The organism is Cupriavidus cauae (genome assembly GCF_026210475.1).
GTDB lineage: Bacteria > Pseudomonadota > Gammaproteobacteria > Burkholderiales > Burkholderiaceae > Cupriavidus > Cupriavidus cauae.
On record NZ_CP080294.1, the window covers coordinates 358065 to 382221 of the forward strand.

Here is a 24157-nt window from a genome sequence, read left to right on the forward strand (position 1 = left end):
TCGTGCAATCCCTGCTGCTTGCGATCGACAGGATCAGCACCCTGATCGGTCAGGCCGCCTCGTGGCTGATCGTCGCGTTGACGTTGATGATCAGCTACGAGGTGTTCTCGCGCTATGCCCTGTCGGCACCGCACGCCTGGGTGTTCGACGCCAGCAACATGCTGTACGGCGCGCTGTTCATGCTGGCCGGCGCCTATACGCTCGCCAAGCGCGGGCATGTACGCGGCGACATCCTCTATGGCTTCCTGCCGCCGCGCGCGCAGGCCGGCATCGACCTGGTGCTGTATCTGGCCTTCTTCTTCCCCGGCGTGATCGCGCTGGCCTGGGCCGGCATCGATTTCTTCGAGGTCTCGCTGGCGCAGAACGAGCACTCGTCGATCGCGGCCGACGGTCCGCCGATCTATCCGTTCAAGGCGGTGATTCCGGTCGCGGGCGCCCTGCTGTTGCTGCAGGGGGTGGCCGAGACGATCCGCTGCGTGATCTGCCTGAAGCGCGGCCATTGGCCGATGCGCGAGGGCGACGTCGAGGAAGTCGACGTGGACAAGCTCAAGCAGATGGTCAGCGCCGAAGCCGCGGCGGGGACGGTGGCGACGCCGGCGGTCGCGGAGGGTGGCGCAGCGCGGGACGAGCGAAATGAGCGCGATGGTGCCGATGAAAGCGTTGAACGGAATCAACGCGATGAGGGCGGCGGCCGCGATGCAACCGACCGACGCGATGCGCCTGCGCCCGATGCGGGCCCGGGCGATCCGCGCGATCGTCTCGATCCACGCGGCCTGCGCGACGATCGCGACGATCGCGACGACCGCGAACACAAGCCAGCGCGCGAAACCGACGGAGCGCCGCGATGAGAAAGGAACTGTGGTTCGGCGCCACGCTGATGGTGATGATCGTCGCGGCGGTCTTCATCCTGATGCCGTCGCCTTCGGAATGGACCAATGGCCATCTCGGCCTGCTGATGCTGGCGTTGATCGTCGCCGCGATCATGCTCGGCTTTCCGACCGCGTTCACGCTGATGGGCATGGGCGTGCTGTTCGCCTGGCTCGCCTATCGCCATGCCGATCCGAACATCGCCGTGCAGCAGACGCTGGACCTGATGGTGCAGCGGACCTATGCGGTGATGACCAACGACGTGCTGATCTCGGTGCCGCTGTTCGTCTTCATGGGCTACCTGGTCGAGCGCGCCAACCTGATCGAGCGGCTGTTCCGCAGCCTGCATCTGGCGCTGGCCTGGCTGCCGGGCTCGCTGGCCGTCGCCACGGTGATCACCTGCGCCGTGTTCGCGACGGCGACCGGCATCGTCGGCGCGGTGGTCACGCTGATGGGGCTGCTGGCGCTGCCGGCGATGCTGCGCGCCGGCTATAGCGCGTCGCTGTCGGCGGGCGCGGTCACCGCGGGCGGCTGCCTCGGCATCCTGATTCCGCCGTCGGTGCTGCTGATCGTCTATGGCGCGACCGCCGGCGTGTCGGTGGTGCAGCTGTATGCGGGCGCCTTCTTTCCCGGCCTGATGCTGACGGGCCTCTACCTGCTCTACGTGATCCTGCTGGCCAAGCTGCGGCCGCGGCTCGCCCCGCCGCTGCCGATGGCCGAGCGCGAGGTCCCGCTGCCGCCGCTGCAGCAGCGGCTGCGCGACACCATCGGCGCGCGCGCCCTGCCCGCGCTGATCACGGCGCTCAAGGGCCGCCGCAACGCCGCCATCCCGACCGGCCAGCTGATGCGCCAGTTCGGCATCGCGGTCCTGCCTGCGCTGGTGGTGGCGCTGCTGATGGGTTCGATCTATGCCGGCGTCACCGCCGCGCCGCCGGCGGCGATCGACTCGACGCTGATGGAGCTGGGCGCGGCGAGCAGCGAAGAATCCGCCGGGCTCGACACGCTGGCGCCGCCGCCGAGCGAGGAGAGCGCGCCGGCCGCAGCCGCGGCCCCGGCCGGCCCCGCCACGCCGGCTGCCGAATCGCCGCCGGCCGGCGCCGCACCGAGCCCCGGCGCGGCAGCGCCCAGCCCTCCCGGTGCCGACACGGCCAATCCGCCGGCCACCGCGCCGCAGGTACCAAACTGGTTCTGGATCACGCTGGCCGTGGTCTGCGTGGCGATGGCTTACTTCTACTGGCGCTTCGACTTCGCGCGCATGGAGATCTTCAAGCAGCTGCTGTCGTCGTTCTTCCCGCTGGCGGTGCTGATCCTGGCCGTGCTCGGCTCGATCGTGTTCGGCCTTGCCACGCCCACCGAGGCGGCGGCGGTCGGCGCTCTCGGCGGCACGCTGCTGGCGGCTGCCTACGGCCAGCTCAACTATGGCGTGGTCAAGGAGTCGGTGTTCCTGACCGCCAAGACCAGCGCGATGGTCTGCTGGCTGTTCGTCGGCTCGTCGATCTTCTCGGCCGCGTTTGCGTTGCTGGGCGGGCAGGCGCTGGTCGAGCAGTGGGTGATGTCGATGGACCTGACGCCGCTGCAGTTCATGATCCTGGCCCAGGTGATCATCTTCCTGCTGGGCTGGCCGCTGGAATGGACCGAGATCATCATCATCTTCATGCCGATCTTCGTGCCGCTGCTGGACAACTTCGGCATCGATCCGCTGTTCTTCGGCCTGCTGGTCGCGCTGAACCTGCAGACCGCCTTCCTGTCGCCGCCGGTCGCGATGGCCGCCTTCTACCTGAAGGGCGTGGCCCCGCCGCATGTCACGCTGAACCAGATCTTCGGGGGCATGCTGCCGTTCATGGCGATCCAGGTGGTGGCGCTGGTGCTGCTGTACATGTTCCCGGACATCGGGCTGTGGCTGCCGAAGGTGTTGTATCAGTAAGCCGACGCCCAGCCGTGGGCAAGCCATCGGTGCGCCGTCGCCGGCGCATCATGCCAGCGCCGCGTCGAGGCAGCCGCGCACCGTGTCTTTGTCGGCCGCATCGAAGGGGCCGATGAAGACCAGCGCCGAACCGTCTTGCGGCGCGTGTCCGGCGGGCTCGACCCGCATCCGCCCCGCCACCAGGTGCACCGCATGCGCGCGCGGATCGCCATCGAACGCCACCAGGCCCTTGGCTCGCAGCAGTCGCACCGGCAACGTCTTCAGCGCCTGCCGCAGGGCCGCCTTGTCGAACGCCCGGTCCGTCCGGTAGGAGAAGGTCAGGATGCCCGCATGCAGCGCGTCGGGGCGGGTCCAGTGCCGGCTCCCACGCGAGAGCAACACGCCGGACGCGGTGCGCGCGTTGGGCGCAGTGGGCGCAGTGGGCGCGGTGGGCCCGGTCGGTGCGGGGCCCACGGTCGGCGCGAGCGGCGGCCCGGCGTCCTGAGGATCCAGATGGTCCAGGCGGTCCAGATAGACCGACAGCGGCAGATCGCCATGCCGTGCGGTCAGCACGGCAGCCCGCGGCGCCAGTTCACCGACCGATGCAACAACGGCGGAGACGGTGGCCGCGTCCGCCAGATCGGCCTTGGTCAGGGCCAGCACCGACGCGCCGGCAATCTGCCGCCGCACCATGTCGCCGACCAGCGGATCGCGGAGGGCATCGGTTACTCCCGCCACGTCGACCGCGACGACCACCGCGTTGAGCCGGAACGCCGGATCGAGCAGGCCGATCTGCGCGATCCGCTGCGGATCCGACACCCCGCTGGCCTCGATCACCAGCAGGTCGGGACGCTCGGCTCGCGCTGCGATGGCGAGCAGCGCATCGGCCAGCCGGCCGCCGATCGAGCAGCAGATGCAGCCGTTCTCGAGCTGGATCACGTCGTCGCTGCGCGCGCGGATCAGCGCCGCGTCGATATTGATCTCGCCGAAGTCGTTGACCAGCACGGCGATCCGCCGCCCCTGCGCATGGGCGAGCAGCCGGTTCAGCAGCGTGGTCTTGCCCGCGCCCAGATAGCCGCCGACGACCACCAGAGGAATGGGCGGCGGGGCGTTCATCGTGCCGGCGCCGGAAAGACGCGCCCGCCCAGCACCGTGCCCCAGACCCGGAGGTCCTTCAGGTCCTGCGGCGCCACGGCGCTGGGGTCGTCCTCCAGCACCGCGAAATCCGCAAGTTTGCCGGGCTCGATGCTGCCGATCACGTGGTCCAGATGCAGGGTATGCGCGGCGCCCAGCGTGATCGCGTGCAAGGCCTCGCCGACGCTCAGCCGCTCCCCCTCGCCCAGCACGCGGCCCTCCGCCGTCTGGCGCTGCACCGCGCACCATGCGGTGAACAGCGGGTTCAGCGAGGTGATCGGCGCATCGGAATGGATGGCGACCGGAATGCCGAGCCGCAGCGCGGAGCGCGCGGGGTTCATCCGCGCGGCCCATTGCGCGCCGACGGTCTGGCTGGCGTGCGCCTCGCCCCAGTAGTACAGATGGTTCGAAAAGAAGTTGATGCACAGCCCGAGCCGCGCGGCGCGCGCCAGTTGCGCGGCATCGGCGAGCTGGCAGTGCTGCAGCGTGTGCCGATGATCCGCGCGCGGATGGCGGGCGAGCATCGCCTCCAGCGCGTCCAGCACGACCTCGGTGGCCTCGTCGCCGTTGGTATGGATATGCAGCTGCAGGCCGGCCAGATGGAACGGCGTGAAGCAGTCCAGCAGCTGGGCCGGCGGAATCAGCCACAGGCCGTTGGGCTGGCCGCCGACGTACCCGGGCGCGCGCAGGCGCGCGGTAAAGCCCTGGATCGAACCGTCGACGATGAACTTCACCGGGCCGAAGTGCAGCTTGTCGCTGCCCGTCCGCGCGGCGGCATGCACGCGCTCGGCACCGCCATCCGGATTGCGCTGCGGGGCGAAGGCGGGCACGATGCGCAGCGGAAAGGCCTCGTCGGCGGTGACGGTTCGCAGCGTGTCCAGCCCCGCCGGCGACAGGTCGCTGACCAGGTCGGTCGCGGTGGTGACGCCCGCCAGTTGCGCCACCCGACCGAAGCGGCGCACCGCCTGCGGGTCTTCGGCCGCCGCCAGTGACAGGCCCTTGCCGATCACGCGGTGGACCGGGAACATCGCCGCAAACTCCTGCAATTCGCCGGTGGGCCGGCCCTGCGCGTCCTTGTGCACGCCTTCGATATCGGTGTCCTCGTCGATGCCGGCGAGCGCGAGCATTGCCGAATTGACGTTCATCAGATGCACGCTGGCATGCATCACGACGATGGGACGCGTGGCCGAGACCCGGTCCAGTTGCTGCACGCCGAGGCGGCCGGCGCCGAAGTAGATCGGATCGAAGCCCCAGGCGAGCAACGCCGTGTCGGCATCGGGCAAGCGAGCGGCAGCGCTGGCGAGCCGGTCGATGACCTGATCGAGCGTACGCAGGCCGCGCCACAGCCGGCCGTCGGGGTCGCGGCGATCGAAGTAGCCGACATAGACCGCCTCCCACATCGCGCCTTCCATCAGATGGCAGTGGCCTTCGACCAGGCCCGGCATCAGCACCTTGTCGCGGAAGGTGTCGTCGACATCGGCATCCGCCCAGCGCGCCATGTCGCCCCGTTCGCCGACCGCGACGATCCTGCCGTCGCGCACCGCCACATGGGTCGCATGCGGCTGCGCGGGATTCATCGTGAGGATCTTGCGCGTCTGGAATATTTGCGTGCGCGCCGTTTCGTGAGGAGTCATCGTTGCGTGAAAAGGTGGGAGGTCTGGCGAGGAAGCGAGGTCCTGGAGGAGGTCATGCCGCTTGCATGCGCGCCGGCCGCGGGACCAGGTTCACCAGCGCCGTCACCAGCAGGTTCACCGCGAGACTGACGAGCCCGACGTTGATGCCGCCGAAATCGGCCTGCTGCACATAGAGCGCGATCGCCAGCCCCTGCCCGCTCAGAATGCCCAGCGCGATCGCCAGCGGCCTGACCTTCCACGAGAACAGGATCGCCATCACGCCGGGGAAGAACTGCGTGACGCCGTAGTAGGTGGTATTGATCAGCGTCAGCATCAGGTTCGGCGTGACCAGCGTCATCACGATCGACAGCACCAGGTAGATCGCGATCACGACCTTGGCGCCCTGCTTCTGCCGCTGCTCGGGCAGGCCCGGCAGCAGGTTGCGCGCGACGATCGGCCCGATGGCCAGGCAGATGCCGGCCAGCACCAGCAGGCCCGACAACGCCGCGCCGGCAGTCACCAGGCCCAGCAGCCAGTCCGGCAGCAGGCGCACCGCCGCGGCGAAGAACGCCTCGTTCGGAGAGGCCAGCTGCAGGTTCTGGCTGATCGCGTAGTAGGACGCCAGCACCAGGAAGGGATACATCAGCATGTACAGCGGCATGGCAACCTGCGTGCGGCGGATCGTGTTGGCGCTCTTCGCGGTGAAGAAGTTCTGCACCGCGAACGGCATCATGTAGAAGCCCAGCGCCTGGAACAGCATGGTGCTCATCGAGAAGCGCAGTTGCGTGTCGCTCATCTGATTGCTGACCTGCATGCTGGCCGCATGGAAGACCTCGCCGACGCCGGCCTTCCAGCCCACCGCCACGCCGGTGGCGACGATCGCGACCACCATCAGCACGTCCTTCAGGATCGCGATGTAGGCCGAGGCCCGCACGCCCGAGATGGCGATATAGGTAAAGGCCAGCCCCGCGGAGATCAGCACCAGGTGCAGCGGATCGAAATGCCAGCCCAGGCCCTTGAGCGCGGCCACCAGGCCGGTGAACTGCAGCTGGCCCCAGGGCAGCAGGAACAGGATGGACGAGGCGGCGACGATCAGCTCCAGCGCGCGGCTGCCGTAGTGGCCCTTGAACAGGTCGGGCAACGTGATCGCGTTGTAGCGCGCGCCGGCGCGCCAGATGCGCGGGCCGAGGAAATAGCCCAGCGGGTACGCCAGCAGGATATAGCCGAGAAACCAGATGCCGTAGGTCGGTCCCTTGGCGTAGATGCCGCCGGGAAAGCCGACCATCGTGCCGATGCTGTAGATCTCGCCGGCCGCCAGGAAGAAGACCAGATAGGCGCCGAACTGCCGCGACGCGACAAAGAAGTCGTGCACGCTCTGCGCCCCGCGTCCCTGGCGGGAGCGGATCGCGAGGTAGAGGGAGAACGCGATGAAGCCGAGGAATACCGCGGTGGTCATGGCGGCTCCTTCAGGCGCGATGCCGCGCATCTTCGGCATCGCCGGCGGCATCGTCGGACGCGTGGCGGTCGAACAGCAGCCAGCACAGCAGCATGCAGCCGGAGGTCAACACGAACCACGCGAAGATCCAGGCGTAGATGAAGGGAACGCCGAGCACGAAGCGCTCGACGGACGCCACCCAGGGCAGGAGTCCGATCACCCCGAGGTACGGGATGCCGAGACCGATGAACAGCTTGAGCATGCTTTGTCTCCGTGGTCCGATGGCCGGTTTGCGGTGCGCCGAGGGGTCGCCCGCTCTTGTTGTGGAGCCATCATAGGGAGCCGCGATGTATGATTCAAATGCAAATATCGAACGACTTCCATAACGGATCGGCATGGATACGCAGAAGCTGCTTCACCTGCTGGCGGTGGTCGAGCACGGCACCTTCTCGGAGGCCGCGCGGGCCGTGCATCTGACCCAGCCGGCATTGAGCCGCAGCATTCGGGCGCTCGAGGACGAACTGAAGGCGCAACTGTTCGACCGCGGCGCACGGCGCGCGCGGCTGACGGTGTTCGGTGAACTGGTGGCCGAGCGCGCGCGGCGCATCAGGCTCGAAGAGCGGCAGTTGCGGCGCGACCTGGACCTGCTGCGCGGCGGCGAGGAAGGCTCGCTGGCGATCGGCATGGCGCCCGCGCCGGCCGCGCTGCTGCTCACGCCCTTCCTCGCGCATATGGCGCAGGCCCATCCGCGCATCCGTGTCCGCACCGAGACCGGCGCCACCAGCGCGCTGCTCGAGCAGCTGCGCAGCGAAGCGATCGACGCGATCGTCGGCGATGCCTACGTGCTGCGCGCCGCCGACGACATCGAGCTGGAAACACTGGGCGAGCTGAGCGCCGGCCTGGTCTGCCGCGCGGGCCATCCGATCCTGCGCAAGCGCCGGCTCGATATCGAGGCGATCCGCGCCTATCCGGTCGCGTCGACCACGCTGAGCGCCATCATCGGCCGGCAGCTGATCGAGTTGTGGGGACCGGAGGCCGCGCCAGACCGTCTGATCACCCTGCATTGCGACAACCTCGACGTGTTGCGCAGCGTGGCGCTGACCACCGATACGCTGCTGTTCGGCGTGCTGTCCATCACGCGGCAGGAGCGGGCCGAGGGCCGGATGGCGGAGGTGCCGATGCCGCCGGATGCGCGCCGGCGCGGCCGCTATGGCATCGCGCGCATGGCGGCGCGCTCGCTGTCGCCGGCGCTGGAATCGCTGTACGCGTTCACGCGGGCGCAGTGGAAGACGGTGTCGGCGGAGCCGGCCGGGTCGGCGACGCGCCGGTGAACGCCCTGCGCCATCGGCGCTGCCCGTTGTATCCTTGCCCTTTCGTATCCACCGGTGCCCACCGGCTTGCGCCCTCTTCGCTTCCGCTTCCGCTTCCCTCTTCTTCCCTGTCCCTTCTCATACGAGGAATCCCATGTCCGCCACGTCCGAATTCAAGATGGAATACCGCCGCCTGGGCCGCAGCAATCTGAAGGTGTCCGCGCTGTGCCTGGGCACCATGATGTTCGCCGACCAGACGGACGAGGCCGAGGCCGGCCGCATCGTCGCCAGCGCGCGCGACCATGGCGTCAATTTCATCGACACCGCGGACGTCTACAGCAAGGGCGGCTCCGAGCAGATGGTGGGCCGGCTGATCGAGGCCGATCGGCAGGAATGGATCCTCGCCACCAAGCTGGGCAACGCGATGGGCTCGGCGCCGAACCGCGGGCACTACTCGCGCGTCTGGATGCTGCGCGAGGTCGAGGACAGCCTGCGCCGGCTGGCGACCGACTACATCGACATCCTGTACCTGCACCGCGATTTCGCCGACGAGAACCTCGAGGAGGCGGTGCGCGCGATGGGCGATCTGGTGCGCGACGGCAAGATCCGCTACTGGGCGGTGTCGAACTTCCGCGGCTGGCGTATCGCGGAAATCGCGCGGCTGTGCGATCAGCTGGGCGTGCCGCGGCCGGCAGCGTGCCAGCCCTACTACAACCTGCTGAACCGGATGCCCGAGGTCGAGATACTGCCCGCCTGCGAATACTACGGGCTCGGCGTAGTGCCCTACAGCCCGGTCGCGCGCGGCGTGCTGACCGGCAAGTACGTGCCGGGACAACCGCCGCAGGCCGGCACCCGCGCCGGACGCGCCGATCGCCGCATGATGCAGACCGAATTCCGCGAGGAATCGCTGGTCATCGCGCAGCAGCTGAAGGCCCACGCCGAGGGCCGCGGCCTGACCGCCGGCCAGTTCGCGACCGCATGGGTGCTGGCCAACCCGCTGATCAGCTCGGTGATTGCCGGCCCGCGCACGCTGGCGCAGTTCGAGGATTATTTCGGCGCGATCGGCGCGGCGCTGTCGCCCGAGGAAGAAGCGATGGTCGATGCGCTGGTGGCGCCCGGACACCCGTCCACGCCGGGCTATACCGACCCGAGCTATCCGTTTACGGGGCGGCCGGTGAAGGTGGCGGCGGGCTAGCGCAGCCGTGCGGCCCGGCGCTCCCGCAGCGCTGCGGCCTCTTGCGGCATGGCGGCTCGCCGGGGGCGCCTCACCACCCTCGCCCCAAGTCCTGGATCGAGCGGGACAGTCCCAGCGCCTCGACCCCCGCCAACGTCCCGATGCTGACCATCCCGGCGGCCCCCGACGGCTCGTCCTGGCCCAGTTCGGTCATGCAACGGGAGATGTGCACGGCGTGCTTCGGCAGGCAGGGTTCCATCCCTGGCGGATGAATCCGGGCGGGACGATCGAGGTCCGTGCTGGTGTCCCTGGACCGCTGCGGGCCGCGGAACCGGGCGGGACGAAGCGGCCGCGCCGGCGCATTGCGTCGAGCGTGCGGGCGTAACGCTTCGCGCCGATCGTGCGATGCCGTGGCGACGCGCCGTTCGCCGCAGCCAGCCGAGGGTTGCCCGCCTGTATCGCTGCGGCTAATGCCGGCCGGGAGTTGTCCGCCTGTATCGCAGCGGCCGTTGCCCGCCGGGAGTTGCCTGCCTGTGTCGCCGGGGCTATTGCCGGCCGGGAGTTGCCCGCCTGTATTGCAGCCGCCGTTGCCCGCCGGGAGTTGCCTGCCTGTGTCGCCGGGGCAGTTGCCGGCGGTGGAAGACCGCACGTGCCCGCCGATCTCGGCCTGCGCCGCCAGCCACTCGGCCAGGTATTCCGCGCGACTCTGCCTGCTGCGGTAGATCTCCACGATGGCCATTCCGTGCCCGCGCGCCGCGGTGGCCGGCGCGTTGACATCGGCGCGGATGAACGCGATGGAGACCTCGTCGTTCTGCTGCTCGGCGAGCGTCAGGCGCCCGGTGGCGGGTGTGGCGGAGAGATACAGCGGCGCGCGGACGCCAAGGAACCACGATTTCAGTACGGTGAACATATGCGTCCTCGTCGAGTGAAATGCACGCGCCATCTTTGCCGGCATTGCGGACGCGGACTACTGGAAACGTGTGCGGAATGTGCGCATAGCGATGAGTTACCGCATCGCCATGCGAGTGTGAACCGAAGCCTGCGGTCGCAATGACGTCGCGATCTACGTCCAGATCCACCTCGCCATCCACGCCGCCATCCACGTCGCCATCCCGCTCGCAACGAGCGGCGGGACCCAGGCTAACGTCAGACCGGACCGCCGGCTACAGCCCTTTCTCCACCATCGCCAGCACGCGCTCGCCCAGCGCAATCCGTTGCGCTTCGTCGGCATGGCGCAGCGGCCCGTCGATGATCAGCAGCGCCAGCCCGTGCACCGCCGACCAGGCCAGGTACTCGGCCCCCGGGCGCCGCTCGGCGGGCAGCACGCCGGTCGCGACCAGCGCGTCCAGCGCGGCGCCAAGCAGCTGGAAGGGATTCAGGCCGCTGGGCCCGGCCTTGGCGGGATCGCGATCGTCTTCCACCATCGTCGGCGTGGCGAAGGCGGTGCGGAACAAACCCGTCTGCGTCTGCGCGAACTTCAGGTAGCCGGCGCCGATGGCGCGCAGGTTGGCGCGGGCCTTCGCAACCGGATCGTTGCCGTCGACCTGCGCGGCCGCTGCGGCCAGCTCCGCTTCCATTGCCACCGCCAGCGCGGCCAGCGCCGCGGCGCGTACCGCCTCGAACAGCGCCTGCCGGTTGGCGAAATGCCGGTAGGCGGCATTGGGCACCACGCCGGCGCGGCGCGTGGCCTCGCGCAGCACGACCGCGTCGGGGCCGCCGTCGCTGGCCAGCGCGATGCCGGCGTCAATCAGCGCGCGACGCAGATCGCCGTGGCGATAGGTCGAGCGCGGCGGCGGCTCGACGGCGAACTTCAACGCGGTAACCATCAGGCTGCATGGCCGCCCTGGGGCGCGGCCATGCCCGTGTTGGGCGCATGATCGGGGGCACCGCTGGCGACACTGCCGGCGACACCACCGGAAACACCACCGGAAACACCATCGACCGCACCACCGGCGGCACCATCGGCCGCCGCCTCGGCGCCTTCCGGCGTCACCGATACCGGCGCGGTGCGCGTGCGCAGCAGCATGCCGCCGAGCACCGCCGCCACCAGCGCGAACACCGCGCCGACCAGGAAGGCAGCGTGATATCCCGCGTTCAATGCCTCGGCCGGCGCGCTGCCGGCGGCGGCCACGCCCGCGGTGCGGCCCGCCGCGAGGCTGGCCAGCACCGCCAGGCCGAGCGCGCCGCCCATCATGAAGGAGGTATTGACCACGCCCGACGCCAGGCCGGAATCGCTCGGCTTGACGTCGCTCATCGCCGCCAGCAGCACCGGATTGAACGCGATGCCGGCACCCAGGCCCAGCAGCAGCATGCCGGGCAGCACGTCAACGACGAAGCCGCCGTCGACCGGCGCGCGCGCGAACAGCAGCAGGCCCAGCGCCGCCAGCAGCAGCCCGACGGCCAGGGGCGCACGCACGCCGTAGCGCATCACCAGACGCGCCGACAGGCCCAGCGAGAACGCCGCCATGATCAGATTGGCCGGCAGGAACGCCAGCCCGACCTGCATCGGGGTGTAGCCCAGCACCAGCTGCAGGTACAGCGCCGAGATGAAGAACCAGGCGAACATCGCCGCGGCCCACAGCACGCCGACCACGTTTGACACCGCGACATTGCGCAGCCGGAACAGGCCCAGCGGCATCAGCGGATGCGCGACGCGCGACTCGATCAGCAGGAACACCAGCAGCAGCGCCACCGCGATGCCGAGCATCGACACGGTCTGCGTGGCCAGCCAGCCGACCTCGTTGCCATTGACGACCGCATAGACCGCCAGCATCAGCGACACCGTGATGGTCACCGCGCCGCCGACGTCGAGCCGCTGTCCGTTCGCGGAGCCGGGCAGATTCGGAATCAGCGCCAGGCACAGCGCGTAGACCGCGACGCCGATCGGCAGATTGACCAGGAAGATCCAGTGCCAGCTCAAGGCGCTGGTCAGCAGGCCGCCGAGCAGCACGCCGATGCTGCCGCCGCCCGCGCAGACGAAGCCGTAGACGCCCATCGCCTTGGCGCGGTCGGACGGCGTCGAGAACAGGTCCATGATCAGCGACAGCGCCACCGCGGACACCACCGCGCCGCCGACCCCCTGCACCGCCCGCGCGGCGACCAGCAGGCCCTGCGATTGCGCTACGCCGCAGGCCAGCGACGCGAGCGTGAACAGCGTGATGCCGAGCAGGAACAGCCGGCGGTGGCCGAACAGGTCGCCGAGCCGGCCGCCGAGCAGCAGGAAGCCGCCGAAGGTCAGCATATAGGCGTTGACGACCCAGACCAGCGCGGTCTCGGTGAAGCCGAGCTCGTTGCGGATCGACGGCAGGGCGACGTTCACGATGGTCGTGTCCAGCACGATCATCAGCTCGCCCAGGCATAGGACCATCAGCGCCAGCCAGCGCTTGCGGTCATCGAGTGTGTGCTGCATGGCGTGTCCTTTTGCGGTTCCTGGTTTTTGTTTGGGTTCTTTGCTTCGGGAGCATTGACGGGAGCATTGACGCGCGGGCATTCCGCGCAGTTGTGTACAGCGTTCACAACCATAGCACACAAATGGACAATGTCCACTTCTGTGTTGTCATGTCGCTTTAGGGACACATGCCGGCGCCCCCCACGGGCCGGCCCGAGCCGGCGTGTCCCGCAGCCAGTGCGGCAAGCCTTGCGGCTCAAGCCGTTCGACCCAGGCCGTGCGACTCAAACCGTGCGGCGGTGGCGGACCCGGCTAGTCCGCGCGCCGCCCTGCCCGTCGGCGCGCAGCACCGTCATCTCGGCCAGATAGTCGAGCAGCCGCTTGACCGCCGCCGAGCGCGGCCGCTTGTCGCGCACGATCAGCTGCGCGTCGGCGGCCTCCAGCACCGCGTTGCGCACCGGCAGCGCCACCAGCTGGTCGCCCAGCTCGCGCGCGACCGCCAGCGCCGGCAGGAAGGTCACGCCCAGGCCGGTGCTGGCGTAGTGCTTCAGCGCCGCGATCGAGTTGGTGGTCAGCGCCGCGGTGAAGCGGACCTTCTCGGTCAGCTCGACCAGCTGGATCACCTGGCGCAGGCCGAAGCCGGGCGTCATCAGGCCGACCGGATACGGCAGGATGTCCGCGACGGTCAGCGCCTTGCCGCGACGCGCGAGCGGATGATCGGGGCGCGCGATCACGCAGACCGGCTGGCGCCGCGCCGTCAGCACGCGCAGCGTCGGCTCCGGCGGCGGCGCATAGGCCAGGCCCACGTGGGCGCGATCCTCGGCGACCGCGCGCACCACCTCGTTGACGTTCATCAGTTCCAGCGTGACGTGGATCTTCGGATAGCGCTGGCAGAACTCGTTGAGCACCGCGTGGATCAGCTCGTCGATAAAGCCCTCGCCGGCGACGATATGGATCTGCCCGCGCTGGAGCCCGTTCAGCTCCTGCAGCCGGGCCAGCAGCGTCTCCTCGCCGGCGAGCCGCTCGCGGTAGTGGTCGAGCACCAGCTGGGCCGCCTCGGTCGGCATCACGCCGCGGCCGCGGCGCTCCAGCAGCGTCGCGCCGAGTTCGCCTTCGAGCTGCTGGATCTGCCGGCTGATCACCGACGGTTCGACATCGAGCTTGTCGGCGGCGGCGCGGATCGAGCCGGCGGCCACGGCCGCATAGAAATAGCGCAGCCTGCGTTCGCTGAGTCCGGCCGGCAAAGCGCCGTCGCGGTTCGGGTCGGGGGATACGGGCACGGGGTGTTTCCTTCGAACGTTGTCTGCATGCGGGGGCGTCGTGGCGGCCAGCAGCGTTGACCGTCCAGCGTTGATGGTCCAGCGTTGATCGTCCAGCGTCCGCCAAGCGTTGACCGGAGCGTTGACCAAAAAGCAACGGAATCGTACAGCGATGGCTATTGTTCCTCAACGGCCGCGTTGGCAACAATGCGCGAAGGCCGGCGCCGCCCTCGTCGCGAACGCCTGCCGAACGGGACAACAACTGCACGACCACAGCACAACAACTTCATAACAAGCGCCCGTCCTGCCAACCCCGCACCGTGCCCCGCGGCACCCGGAGACATCGATGCAACAGACCACCACCTCGTGGAATCCATCGGACGCGATGGCCGCCACGCCCGACGCGCTGGCGCCGATCTATCGCAAGATCAGCCTGCGCGTGCTGCCCTTCCTGCTGCTGTGCTACGTGTTCGCCTATCTGGACCGCGTGAACATCGGCTTCGCCAAGCTGCAGATGCAGCAGGACGTCGGCATCAGCGACGCGGTCTACGGGCTGGGCGCCGGCATCTTCTTCCTCGGCTATGTCATGTTCGAGGTGCCGAGCAATCTGCTGCTGGCACGGATCGGCGCGCGCAAGACCATCAGCCGCATCATGGTGCTGTGGGGCGCAACCTCGGCCTGCATGCTGTTCGTGCGCGACGCGCACAGCTTCTACGCGCTGCGCTTCCTGCTCGGCGTGTTCGAGGCCGGCTTCGCGCCGGGCATGATCTTCTATCTGACCTACTGGTACGGCGGCGCCCGCATGGCGCGCGTGATGGCGATCGTGATGCTGGCCGGCCCGATCGGCGGCATGGCGGGCGGTCCGGTGTCGACCTGGATCATGACCGCGCTGGCCGGCTCGCACGGCCTGGCCGGCTGGCAATGGATGTTCCTGATCGAGGGGCTGCCGTGCGTGCTGCTCGGCGTGGTCGCCTACTTCTTTCTGGACGACACACCGGCGCAGGCGCGCTGGCTGTCCGACCACGAGCGCCGGCTGCTGGCGCACGACATCGGCGCCGCGCGCGCCGGCGGCGGCCATCACAGCTTTGCGACGGTGCTGCGCGATCCGCGCATTTATGCGCTGGCCTTCGGCTACTTCTGCCTGATCAGCGGCATCTACGCGGTCAGCTTCTGGCTGCCGACGATCCTGAAGGGCGCTGGCGTGACCAGCACGATGGCGATCGGCATGTATTCGGCGCTGCCTTACGTCGCCGCCGCGATCCTGATGTTCCTGGCGGCGCGCAGCTCCGACCGCCATCAGGAACGGCGCTGGCACAGCGCGACGCTGGCCTTCGTCGGTGCCGCCACGCTGGCGGTCGCGGCCTTCACCGCCGACAACCTGACGCTGTCGCTGCTCAGCATCACCGTCGCGACCGCGGCAATGTGGGCCGCGTACACGGTGTTCTGGGCGATCCCGTCCGAATATCTGCAGGGCACCGCCGCGGCGGGCGGCATCGCGCTGATCAACAGCCTGGGTTTGCTGGGCGGCTTCGTCAGCCCGACGCTGATCGGCGCGGTCAAGGACCTGACCGGTTCGCTCGAGGGCGGGCTGCTGGCGATGGTGGCGCTGCTGGCCGCGGGCGGCCTCGCGATCCTGCTGAACCGGCTGCCGAAGGACCGCGCGGCCGCCGCAGTCCGCTGATGCTCGCTGCGGTGCGCTGACGGCCGCCGCAGTCCGCTGATGCTCGCTGCGGTGCGCTGATGCCCGCTGCGGTGCGCTGACGGCCGCTGCGGTGCGCTGACGGCCGCTGTGGTGCGCTGATGCGTGCCGCGATGTGCTGATGCGCTCCGCGGCGCGCTGATGCGTACGGTGGCCTTGCTTGCTCCCCGCTCCGTTTCCACGTTTCGATTTGACCGACTACCGATCCATGCGCATCCTTCTCGCCGGTTTCCAGCACGAGACCAATACCTTCGCGCCTTCGAAGGCTCACTACGACAACTTCGTCCGCGGCGAAGGCTTTCCCGCGATGGTGCGCGGCGCCGACGTGCTTGCGCTGCGCGACGTCAACATCCCGGCGGGCGGCTTCCTGCGCGCGATCGGTGAGCTGACGCGCGGTGAAGCAGAACTGCTGCCGGTGATCTGGGCCGGCGCCAGCCCTTCGGCGCATGTGGCCACCGACGCGTTCGAACGCATCGCCGGCGAGATCGTCGACGCCGCGCGCGCGCAGCGGCCCGATGCGATCTATCTGGACCTGCATGGCGCGATGGTCACCGACGCGCACGACGACGGCGAAGGCGAGTTGCTGGCGCGGCTGCGGGCCGTGGTGGGCGCCGGCGTGCCGATCGTCGCCAGCCTCGACCTGCATGCCAACGTCACGCAGCGCATGCTGGACAACGCCTACGCGCTGGTTGCCTACCGCACCTATCCGCACGTCGACATGGCGGACACCGGCGCGCGCGCGGCGCAATTGCTGCAACGCTTGCTCGCCGCGGGCAACAGCCGCCCGCTGCATCGTGCCGCGCGGCGCCTGCCCTTCCTGATTCCGATCAACGGCCAGTGCACCTTCCTCGAACCGGCGCGCGGCATCTACGCGTTGCTCGACGAGCTCGAACGCGAACTGGACGGCGTGGTGTCGCTGTCGTTCACGCCGGGCTTTCCGGCGGCGGACTTCGCCGAGTGCGGCGGCGTGGTGTGGGGCTATGGCGACGACGCGGCGCGCATCGAGCAGGCGGTCGCCGCGCTGACCGACGCCGTGGTCGCGCGCGAGGCGCAGTGGGCGGTGCCCTTCCTGACGCCGGACGAGGCGGTGCAGGAAGCGATGCGGCTGTCGCAAGCGGCGAGCCGCCCGGTGGTGATCGCCGACACGCAGGACAACCCCGGCGCCGGCGGCGACTCGAACACGACCGGCATGCTGCGCGCGCTGGTGCGCGCCGGCGCCACCGATGCCGCGATCGGGCTGATCGTCGATCCCGAGGCCGTGCGCGCCGCGCATGCCGCCGGCGTCGGCAGCGACATCACGATTGCGCTCGGCGGCCAGTCCGGCGTACCGGGCGACGCGCCGTTCGAGGCCACCTTCCGCGTCGCGCAGCTGTCCGACGGCCGCTGCCGCTTCGACGGTCCGATGATGAAGGGCATGGACGTCGACGTCGGCCCGGCGGCGCGGCTGACGATCGGCGGCGTGCAGGTGGTGGTCAGCGCCGGCAAGGCCCAGATGCTCGATCGCAATCTGTACCGGATGGCCGGCGTCGAGCCCGAGCGGATGAAGATCCTGGTCAACAAGAGCTCGGTGCATTTCCGCGCCGACTTCCAGCCGATCGCCGAGGCGGTGCTGGTGGCCAAGGCGCCGGGTCCGCTGCTGGCCGATCCGGCCGACCTGCCGTGGAAGAAGCTGCCGGCGGGATTGCGGTTGCGGCCACTGGGACCGGCTTTCGCGGGGTCGCGTGGAGATGTTTGAAGACACCGGGTCGCCGTTCGCGGGGACGACAGCATGGTGGCCGATATCGCATGATGCGCGCATGATCCGCGCCTGATCCGCTTCGTCCCCGCGAAGGCGCGGGTTCGGTGGCTTTGGTGATTCAGTGAAAATCCCGGCTGCCCGCCACCAGCCGGCCCAGCAGCGGACTCAAGTCGACCAGTTCCTGCGCGATCAGATGCCGGACCTCGCCCTGCCGCTGCCAGGTACCGACCACGCCGAGCAAGGCCGCGCCCAGCACCTCCTTGCGCTGGCGGTCGACCAGGTCGGGCCACAGGATCACGTTGATCGAGCCCGTCTCGTCCTCGATCGACGAGAAGATCGTGCCGCTGGCGGTGCCGGGCCGCTGGCGCACGGTGACGATGCCGCAGGCGCGCACCCGCCGGCCATTGGGTAGCCCGGCCAGGTCGCGCGCGGTGGCATAGCCCATCCCCGCCAGCCGCCGGCGCAGCAGCGTCAGCGGATGGGCCTTCAGCGACAGCCCCAGGCTGGCGTAGTCGTCCACCAGTTCCTGCCCCAGCTTCGGCGCCGGCAGCGCCAGCGCACCCTCGGCCGGCGGCGCGCTGTGCAGCAGATCGCGATGCGCGGCCTGCACCGCCGCGGCGCGGGCCTGCCAGCGGGCCTGGCGGCGATGGCCGGCCAGCGAGCGCAGCGCATCGGCCGCGGCCAGCACGTCGATATCGTGCCGATCGAGGCCGGCGCGCAGCACCAGGTCCTCGACGCTGGCGAAGGGCCGCTCCAGCCGGGCCTGTTCGATCCGCAGCGCGGCGGCCTCGCGCATGCCCTTGACCCGGTTCAGGCCGAGCCGCACCGCATCGTTCTCCAGCACGCTTTCCCAGCCGCTGACCGTCACGTCGGGCGGCAGCGACCTGACTCGATGGCGGCGCGCGTCCTGCACCAGTTGCGACGGCGAATAGAAACCCATCGGCTGGCTGTTCAGCAGGGCGCAAAGGAAGGCCGCGGGATGATGGTGCTTGATCCAGGCGCTGACATAGACCAGCTTGGCGAAACTGGCGGCATGGCTTTCCGGGAAGCCGTACTCGCCGAAGCCCTCGATCTGCTTGCAGATCGCCTGCGCGAACGCCTCCGGATAGCCGTTGCGGGTCAGCGCCTTGATCAGCGCGTCCTGGTGGCGCTTCAGATCGCCCTTGCGCCGCCACGCGGCCATCGAGCGGCGCAACTGGTCGGCCTGGCCCGGCGTGAAGCCGGCAGCGTCGATGGCCAGCTGCATCACCTGCTCCTGGAAGATCGGCACGCCCAGCGTGCGGCCCAGCACGCGGCGGATCACCTCGTTGTGATAGGTCGGCAGCTTGCCGGTGCGGCGGACCATCTCGCGCCGCTTCAGATAGGGATGGATCATGCCGCCCTGGATCGGCCCCGGCCGCACGATCGCGACCTCGACCACCAGGTCGTAGTATTTGCGCGGCTGCAGCCGCGGCAGCATCGACTGCTGCGCGCGCGACTCGACCTGGAACACGCCGATGGTGTCGGCCTTGCACAGCATCTCGTAGGTGTCCTTGTCGTCCTGCGGGATGTCTTCCATGCGGCAGGGCAGCTCCGGATGCGCGGGATTCGGGATCATCGCCAGCGCGCGGCGGATCGCGGTCAGCATGCCCAGGGCCAGCACATCGACCTTGAGCAGGCCCAGCGATTCGAGATCGTCCTTGTCCCACTGGATCACGCTGCGGTTCTCCATCGCCGCGTTCTCGATCGGCACCAGCCGCGACAGCTTGTCGCGCGCGATCACGAAGCCGCCGACGTGCTGCGACAGATGGCGCGGAAAGCCGCGCAGCTGCATCACCAGGCTGGCCCACTGGCGCACCGCCGGCGAATCGGGGTCGAGCCCGTAGCGCGAAATGCGTTCGACGAAGCTGTGTCCGCTCTCCCACCACGCCTGCCCCTTGACCACCTGCTCGACCACGCCGGGGTCGATGCCGAGCGCGCGGCCGACGTCGCGCAGCGCGCTGCGGGCGCGATAGGTGATCAGCGTCGCCGCCAGCGCGGCGCGATGGCGGCCGTATCGTTGGTAGATGTACTGGATCACCTCCTCGCGCCGCTGGTGCTCGAAGTCGACGTCGATATCGGGCGGCTCGTCCCGCTCGCGCGAAATGAAGCGGCCGAACAGCAGATTGGTCTGCTCGGGGCTGACCTCGGTGATGTACAGGCAGTAGCAGACCACCGAGTTCGCAGCCGAGCCGCGGCCCTGGCACAGGATGCCTTTGCCGCGGGCAAAGCGGACGATGTCGTAGACCGTCAGGAAGAAATGCTCGTAGCCCTTTTCCTCGATCAGCGCGAACTCGTCCTCCAGCCGCTGCCGCACCGTGGCGGGGACGCCGTCGGGATAGCGCTGCGCGGCGCCGGCCATCGTCTCCTGGCGCAGGTACGAACTCGGCGTATGGCCCTTCGGCACCAGTTCCTCGGGATATTCGTAGCGCAGCGTATCGAGCGAGAAGTCGCAGGCCTGGGCGATCTTGATCGTCTGCGCCAGCGCCTCGCGCGGATAGAGCCGCGACAGCCGCTGCCGCATGCGCAGATGGCGCTCGGCATTGGGCGCCAGCGCCATGCCGCAGGCGCCCAGCGGCTGGCCCAGCCGGATCGCGGTCAGCACATCGGCCAACGGCTTGCGCGAGCGCACATGCATCTGCACCGCGCCGGCGGCCACCAGCGGCACGCCGGTGTCGGCGGCCACCGCTTCGAGCCGCTCGCGATGCAGCGCGTCGGCATGTTCCTGCAGCAGTTCCAGCGCGATCCAGACGCGCTCGCCGAAGATCGCGCGGCACCATTGCGCCTGGGCGCGCAGCGTCTCCGGGTCGGCGCAGTAGTCCGGCAGCAGCAGCGCCAGGCAATGCGGCATGCCGCGCAGATGCGCTTCCTCCGGAGCGGGATCGCTGATGTCGTGCTGGTACAGCTGGTAGCTGCCCTTGTCGGCCCGCCGGCGTCCGAGCGTGATCAGCTCGCACAGATTGCCGAACCCTTCGCGGTCCTGCGCCAGCAGGATCAGCCGGATACCGGACGGGACTTCGGATGGGACTTCGGATGGGACTTCGGACGGGTCACCCCGCTGCCGCAAACCCAGGCCGCCCTCGCCCGCCTGCAGCGTCATGCGGCTGCCGATCAGCAGCCGGAAGGCTTCGGCCGCCTCGGCCCGGGCCAGCAGGCGCGCATGCCGGCGCAGGAACTCCGGCTGGACCGCCCCGCCTGCCGGCGAATCGGCCACGGCAGCGGCTGCCCCCGGGCCTGACGATGGCGCCGCGAGCCACATTTCGTTGTCGTCATCGTCGTCCTCGTCATCGTCGTCCGTGTCATCGGCAGCGCCGCCCGCCGCCATCCTCGCCAGCCGCGCCGCACTGCGCTCCACCGCCTCGCGAGTCCGCTCGCGCAGGGTCTTCAGCGCGTGATGCGCCCGCGCCGTGCCGGCCACCGACGCCTCGTCGGTCAACGCCAGCCCGCGATACCCGAGCGCCAGCGCCCGTTCGATCAGTTCCTCCGGATGGGAGGCGCCGGTCAGGAAGGTGAAGTTGGAAATGCAGTGCAGCTCCGCGTAGTCCGGCAGGCTGCCAAGCAGCAGCGAGGCAAGCGATGGCGGCAACGAAGACGCGGAAAACGGGGACTGGGGTGGAGCTTGGGACACAGCACTGCGAGGGGAATGCCTGGGGTCGATACTGTATGTTTATACAGTATCGGCAAGCGTGAAGGCAAGATGAATTGCGGTGCGAGCCTGCGTGCCTTGTCGTCGTCCGTCCCGTTGCCCCAGCCACAGAAAAAACGATGGCCCCCCGAAGGAGGCTATTTCTCTCTCGCCGGCGTCCAACAGATGGCGAGCGGAGCTATCGTTTTCGGCATATGCGCTGTCCTTACCCAAACAACCCATGCAAAAACCACCGGTACTCCCCTTCCTCCTCCCCCTCGCGTCCGGGGCGTTCGCGGTAGATCCAGCAGCGCAGGCCGTCGCCTCGTTCGGCGATGAAGTAGTCGCGCGTGGCGAGGGCGCCGTCCCACCAGCCTGACTCGATGCGTTCGGGCCGGGACAGCAGCGTCAGCGGGCTGCCGTGGCAGGGGCGATGCCGGCGCACCGGCAGGCGCAGCGGCGGCTCCAGCAGCCACAGCGGACGGTCGGGCAAGGCGGGATCGGCCGGAGCCGGCGTCGAAACGCGGGGCGCCGCCCCTCGCGGCGTCGAAGCTCCCGGCGTCGAAACTCCCCGCGATGAAACCCCCGGCGATGAAACTCCCGGCGACGAAATGCGCGGCGCCGAACCGCGCGGCGACGCGTTGGCGCGGCCCGTGCCGGCTTCGTCGACGGGCCGCCAGCGGTTGGCGCATTCGGGCCGATGGTCCGCCAGCGGATGCGGTTGCAACACGTTCTCGCGGCCCAGCCGCGCCACCAGGGTATCGAGCACGCGGCCGAGTTCGGCCTGCCCGCCGCCCGGCTCGGGAAACAGCGTGTCGCTCTGCGGCAGGCATTCGGCCACGGTGTCGACCTTGAGCATCAGGCCGACCACCGGCGCCTCGAACTGCAGCCGGTCGAGCTTTTCCTGCAGCAGCCGGGACAGATGCACCGGATCGCGGCTGGGCTGGGCCAGGCTGACCGTCACCGGCGTGGCGGCGATGGCGGCGTCGCGCCGCTGGCGTTCGTGTTCGAGCCGCAGCACGAAGCGCGTGACGCCGGCCTGATGCGCCGTCAGCCAGCCGGCCACCGCCTGCAGCAGGCGCTGGGCGCCGGCCAGCACGCCGGCGGCCGATTCGGTCCGTCCCGGCAACTCCATCCGTTCGGCGAAGGTCGGCGGCGCGGTGAACCAGCCCAGGCGCGCCGGCGTCTCGCCATAGGCCTGGTCCAGCCGCGCCAGCAGCTCCGTGCCGAGCCGGCGCTGCAGGCCCGCGCGCGGCAGCCAGCGGACCTCGCCGACGGTGCGGCAGCCGATGCCATCGAGCCAGCGCGGATCGGCCAGGCTCGCCAGCATCTCGACCGGCAGCCGGTCCAGCAGCCGCGCCATCCGCTCGCTGCGCACCGCGCGCCGCGCGGGGCGCAGCACCTGGCCGCGGCGCCCGAGCCGCAGCGGCATCGCGGCCAGCCAGGCGGCACCATGGGCGGTGGTGCCGCAGCCGATCTGCGCGAAGGTGCCGAGGCTGCGGATGCAGGCGCGCACCGCGCGGCACAGCGCGCGATGGCCGCCGAACAGGCGCAGGCTGGCGGTCACGTCAAGCGCGACGGTGGGGGGGCCGAGTGCCTCGTCCATCGTGACCTGCGGCGTGAAGCGCAGCAGGGCCAGCGCGGCGGCGGTCAGCAGTTGCGCTTCGGCGGCCGGGTCGCGCTCCAGATGCACCACCTCGGCCGATAGCGCCTGCACGCCGCCGCGCCGCATGCCGGCGGACACGCCCAGCGCCATCGCCGGCCGGTTGGCCAGCACCACCCGTTCCTGCTCCAGCACGACCGTCGGCACCGCATGGCTGAGCGTGCCGGCGATGCCGGCGGTGCCCGCGGCCTCAGGCCAGCTGGGGTGCAGCGCGTCCAGCGGCAGGCGCGGCAGATGCACCGCGATCCAGAACGGCATGGTCGGACTCGTGAGGGGACTCGTGGGGAGACTCGTTGGCGGATTCATGAGCGGATCCGGACCTCGACTCGGACCTCGACTCGGACATCGACTCGGATGTCGATCCGGATGTCGATTCCAATACCGATGCCGACAGCGCCGAACGCCCGGCCGGCACCGCCGGCATCGCGCCGAGCGGCAGGATCAGCGGGGTATCGCGCACCGGCCCGCGCCGCTTGTGGAAGACGATCGACAGCGCATTGCCGGGCAGCGGCGACAGCAGCAGCCGCAGCACCGCCGGCGACGATTCGCGCAAGGCCGCGGCCGGACGGCAGACCCAGACCACCGCCTCGCTGGCCTGGGCCAGCACCTGCAGGCGCCGCACCGCCTCGGGACGGGCCGAAGGCAGCCACACCAGCACGCCGCCGAAGGCCTGGCTGCGCAGTACCTGCTCGGCGGCCCACAGCAGATCGGCCTGCCTGGTGGCCTGCTGAACGGCTTGCCGAGCGGCCTGGCCGGCCTGGCGCCCCAGGCGCCTGCCCCTGGAGGCGGCCTGGCGAGCCGCGCCCTCGGCACCCTCCTGCCCCTCGCCCGCACGGATCCAATACACCTGCCGTGCCGGCAATCCCCAGGCGGCCAGCGCCGGCGCATTGAGGGCATGTGGCGCGCCGACCCATACCAGCCGGCGCCCGGCCTCGGCCAGCGATTGCAAGGCCGGCCGCAACAGGCGGACTTCGCCGACGCCGCTGTCCGGCACCAGCAGCTCGGTCACCGCGCCGACCGGCCAGCCGCCGCCCGGCAGCTGCGCCGACAGCGTGTCGTAGCCGGTCGGCCATACCGGCAGCGACGCGGCACGGCCAAGCTGGCCGGCCCGCCACAGGTCGGGATGGCGCCGTTCCAGCTCGGCCAGCGCGCGCTGGCGATCCAGCGGGGGTTCCGGGAGGGAAGGAGGCGACGTGACGGCAGCGGCAGGCGGTAACGTGACGGCAGGTGATGACGCAATCATTGTGTTTTCAACGTCTCTCGATGCGCTTTTTATGCATTTCAAAGCGCTTTCTCTGCGCTTCAAGGAGCCTTCAGTGCACTTCAAAGCG

The 24157-nt window shown here is 69.8% G+C and carries 16 protein-coding genes and 1 pseudogene; 6 read left to right on the forward strand and 11 right to left on the reverse strand.

Features of this window, described 5'->3' with window-relative positions; all coding sequences use genetic code 11:
* Positions 1–2: 2 nt before the first annotated feature.
* Together KZ686_RS17175 and KZ686_RS17180 are read left to right on the forward strand one after the other, a co-directional pair.
* Positions 3–561 (forward strand): annotated as a pseudogene (locus tag KZ686_RS17175) (TRAP transporter small permease subunit); the annotation flags it as partial.
* 283 nt (positions 562–844) lie between these two features.
* Positions 845–2791 carry a TRAP transporter large permease gene (locus tag KZ686_RS17180; protein ID WP_265634456.1) on the forward strand — a complete coding sequence of 649 codons (1947 nt, stop codon included), beginning with the start codon at positions 845–847 and terminating at the stop codon, positions 2789–2791.
* Positions 2792–2839: 48 nt separating this feature from the next.
* Here KZ686_RS17180 and KZ686_RS17185 read toward each other — a convergent pair whose 3' ends face one another.
* From KZ686_RS17185 to KZ686_RS17200, 4 genes are read right to left on the reverse strand one after another with little or no spacing between them, the layout of a single operon-like run.
* Positions 2840–3886 (reverse strand): CobW family GTP-binding protein, encoded by a 1047-nt coding sequence (locus tag KZ686_RS17185; protein ID WP_265634458.1) that lies wholly within the window; start codon positions 3884–3886, stop codon positions 2840–2842.
* Positions 3883–5538 carry an amidohydrolase gene (locus KZ686_RS17190; protein ID WP_265634460.1) on the reverse strand — a complete coding sequence of 552 codons (1656 nt, stop codon included), beginning with the start codon at positions 5536–5538 and terminating at the stop codon, positions 3883–3885. Before KZ686_RS17190 ends, KZ686_RS17185 begins: the two co-directional genes overlap by 4 nt.
* 52 nt (positions 5539–5590) lie before the next feature.
* Complete coding sequence (locus KZ686_RS17195) at positions 5591–6973, reverse strand: sodium:solute symporter family protein (protein ID WP_265634462.1); 1383 nt, start codon at positions 6971–6973, stop codon at positions 5591–5593.
* Between the two features lie 10 nt (positions 6974–6983).
* The gene (locus KZ686_RS17200; protein WP_226105229.1) at positions 6984–7214 is read right to left on the reverse strand and encodes a DUF3311 domain-containing protein; all 231 of its coding nucleotides are present in this window, start codon (positions 7212–7214) and stop codon (positions 6984–6986) included.
* Between the two features lie 133 nt (positions 7215–7347).
* On the opposite strand from KZ686_RS17200, the gene KZ686_RS17205 reads away from it, so the two are divergent.
* Complete coding sequence (locus KZ686_RS17205; protein ID WP_149318078.1) at positions 7348–8283, forward strand: LysR family transcriptional regulator; 936 nt, start codon at positions 7348–7350, stop codon at positions 8281–8283.
* 157 nt (positions 8284–8440) lie between these two features.
* Complete coding sequence (locus tag KZ686_RS17210) at positions 8441–9457, forward strand: aldo/keto reductase (RefSeq protein WP_407648607.1); 1017 nt, start codon at positions 8441–8443, stop codon at positions 9455–9457.
* Between the two features lie 70 nt (positions 9458–9527).
* Here the strand turns inward: KZ686_RS17210 and KZ686_RS17215 are convergent, their stop codons facing one another.
* From KZ686_RS17215 to KZ686_RS17230, 4 genes are all read right to left on the reverse strand, one after another.
* Entirely contained in the window at positions 9528–10346 is an 819-nt protein-coding gene (locus KZ686_RS17215) for a hypothetical protein (protein WP_265634467.1), read from the reverse strand.
* 253 nt (positions 10347–10599) lie between these two features.
* Positions 10600–11262, reverse strand: a complete 663-nt coding sequence (locus KZ686_RS17220; RefSeq protein ID WP_149318075.1) for a TetR/AcrR family transcriptional regulator — start codon at positions 11260–11262, stop codon at positions 10600–10602.
* Positions 11262–12845, reverse strand: a complete 1584-nt coding sequence (locus tag KZ686_RS17225; RefSeq protein ID WP_265634469.1) for an MFS transporter — start codon at positions 12843–12845, stop codon at positions 11262–11264. The genes KZ686_RS17220 and KZ686_RS17225 overlap by 1 nt, the downstream gene beginning before the upstream one ends.
* Positions 12846–13108: 263 nt before the next feature.
* A complete protein-coding gene (locus KZ686_RS17230; RefSeq protein WP_149318074.1) occupies positions 13109–14104 on the reverse strand; it encodes a LysR family transcriptional regulator in 996 nt (331 codons plus the stop codon).
* 325 nt (positions 14105–14429) lie between these two features.
* On the opposite strand from KZ686_RS17230, the gene KZ686_RS17235 reads away from it, so the two are divergent.
* Positions 14430–15764, forward strand: coding sequence for an MFS transporter (locus tag KZ686_RS17235; protein WP_407648588.1), 1335 nt, complete (start codon positions 14430–14432; stop codon positions 15762–15764).
* 226 nt (positions 15765–15990) lie between these two features.
* Positions 15991–17517 carry a M81 family metallopeptidase gene (locus KZ686_RS17240; RefSeq protein WP_265634471.1) on the forward strand — a complete coding sequence of 509 codons (1527 nt, stop codon included), beginning with the start codon at positions 15991–15993 and terminating at the stop codon, positions 17515–17517.
* A gap of 121 nt (positions 17518–17638) precedes the next feature.
* Here the strand turns inward: KZ686_RS17240 and KZ686_RS17245 are convergent, their stop codons facing one another.
* From KZ686_RS17245 to KZ686_RS17255, 3 genes are all read right to left on the reverse strand, one after another.
* The gene (locus tag KZ686_RS17245; protein ID WP_407648608.1) at positions 17639–21070 is read right to left on the reverse strand and encodes an error-prone DNA polymerase; all 3432 of its coding nucleotides are present in this window, start codon (positions 21068–21070) and stop codon (positions 17639–17641) included.
* Positions 21071–21389: 319 nt separating this feature from the next.
* Positions 21390–23084: a Y-family DNA polymerase gene (locus tag KZ686_RS17250; RefSeq protein ID WP_265634475.1), complete on the reverse strand. Its 1695-nt coding sequence runs from the start codon at positions 23082–23084 to the stop codon at positions 21390–21392.
* Positions 23017–24069, reverse strand: a complete 1053-nt coding sequence (locus tag KZ686_RS17255) for a damage-inducible protein (protein WP_265634477.1) — start codon at positions 24067–24069, stop codon at positions 23017–23019. Before KZ686_RS17255 ends, KZ686_RS17250 begins: the two co-directional genes overlap by 68 nt.
* Between the last annotated feature and the right edge of the window lie 88 nt (positions 24070–24157).

What these genes read in the sequence shown, in the direction of transcription:
- KZ686_RS17195 (WP_265634462.1), bottom strand. Translation starts at nt 6,973, where the DNA reads ATGACCACCGCGGTATTCCTCGGCTTCATCGCGTTCTCCCTCTACCTC.
- KZ686_RS17205 (WP_149318078.1), top strand. Translation starts at nt 7,348, where the DNA reads ATGGATACGCAGAAGCTGCTTCACCTGCTGGCGGTGGTCGAGCACGGC.
- KZ686_RS17215 (WP_265634467.1), bottom strand. Translation starts at nt 10,346, where the DNA reads ATGTTCACCGTACTGAAATCGTGGTTCCTTGGCGTCCGCGCGCCGCTG.
- KZ686_RS17250 (WP_265634475.1), bottom strand. Translation starts at nt 23,084, where the DNA reads ATGCCGTTCTGGATCGCGGTGCATCTGCCGCGCCTGCCGCTGGACGCG.
- KZ686_RS17225 (WP_265634469.1), bottom strand. Translation starts at nt 12,845, where the DNA reads ATGCAGCACACACTCGATGACCGCAAGCGCTGGCTGGCGCTGATGGTC.
- KZ686_RS17190 (WP_265634460.1), bottom strand. Translation starts at nt 5,538, where the DNA reads ATGACTCCTCACGAAACGGCGCGCACGCAAATATTCCAGACGCGCAAG.
- KZ686_RS17185 (WP_265634458.1), bottom strand. Translation starts at nt 3,886, where the DNA reads ATGAACGCCCCGCCGCCCATTCCTCTGGTGGTCGTCGGCGGCTATCTG.
- KZ686_RS17220 (WP_149318075.1), bottom strand. Translation starts at nt 11,262, where the DNA reads ATGGTTACCGCGTTGAAGTTCGCCGTCGAGCCGCCGCCGCGCTCGACC.
- KZ686_RS17240 (WP_265634471.1), top strand. Translation starts at nt 15,991, where the DNA reads ATGCGCATCCTTCTCGCCGGTTTCCAGCACGAGACCAATACCTTCGCG.
- KZ686_RS17235 (WP_407648588.1), top strand. Translation starts at nt 14,430, where the DNA reads ATGCAACAGACCACCACCTCGTGGAATCCATCGGACGCGATGGCCGCC.
- KZ686_RS17180 (WP_265634456.1), top strand. Translation starts at nt 845, where the DNA reads ATGAGAAAGGAACTGTGGTTCGGCGCCACGCTGATGGTGATGATCGTC.
- KZ686_RS17200 (WP_226105229.1), bottom strand. Translation starts at nt 7,214, where the DNA reads ATGCTCAAGCTGTTCATCGGTCTCGGCATCCCGTACCTCGGGGTGATC.
- KZ686_RS17210 (WP_407648607.1), top strand. Translation starts at nt 8,441, where the DNA reads ATGGAATACCGCCGCCTGGGCCGCAGCAATCTGAAGGTGTCCGCGCTG.
- KZ686_RS17255 (WP_265634477.1), bottom strand. Translation starts at nt 24,069, where the DNA reads ATGATTGCGTCATCACCTGCCGTCACGTTACCGCCTGCCGCTGCCGTC.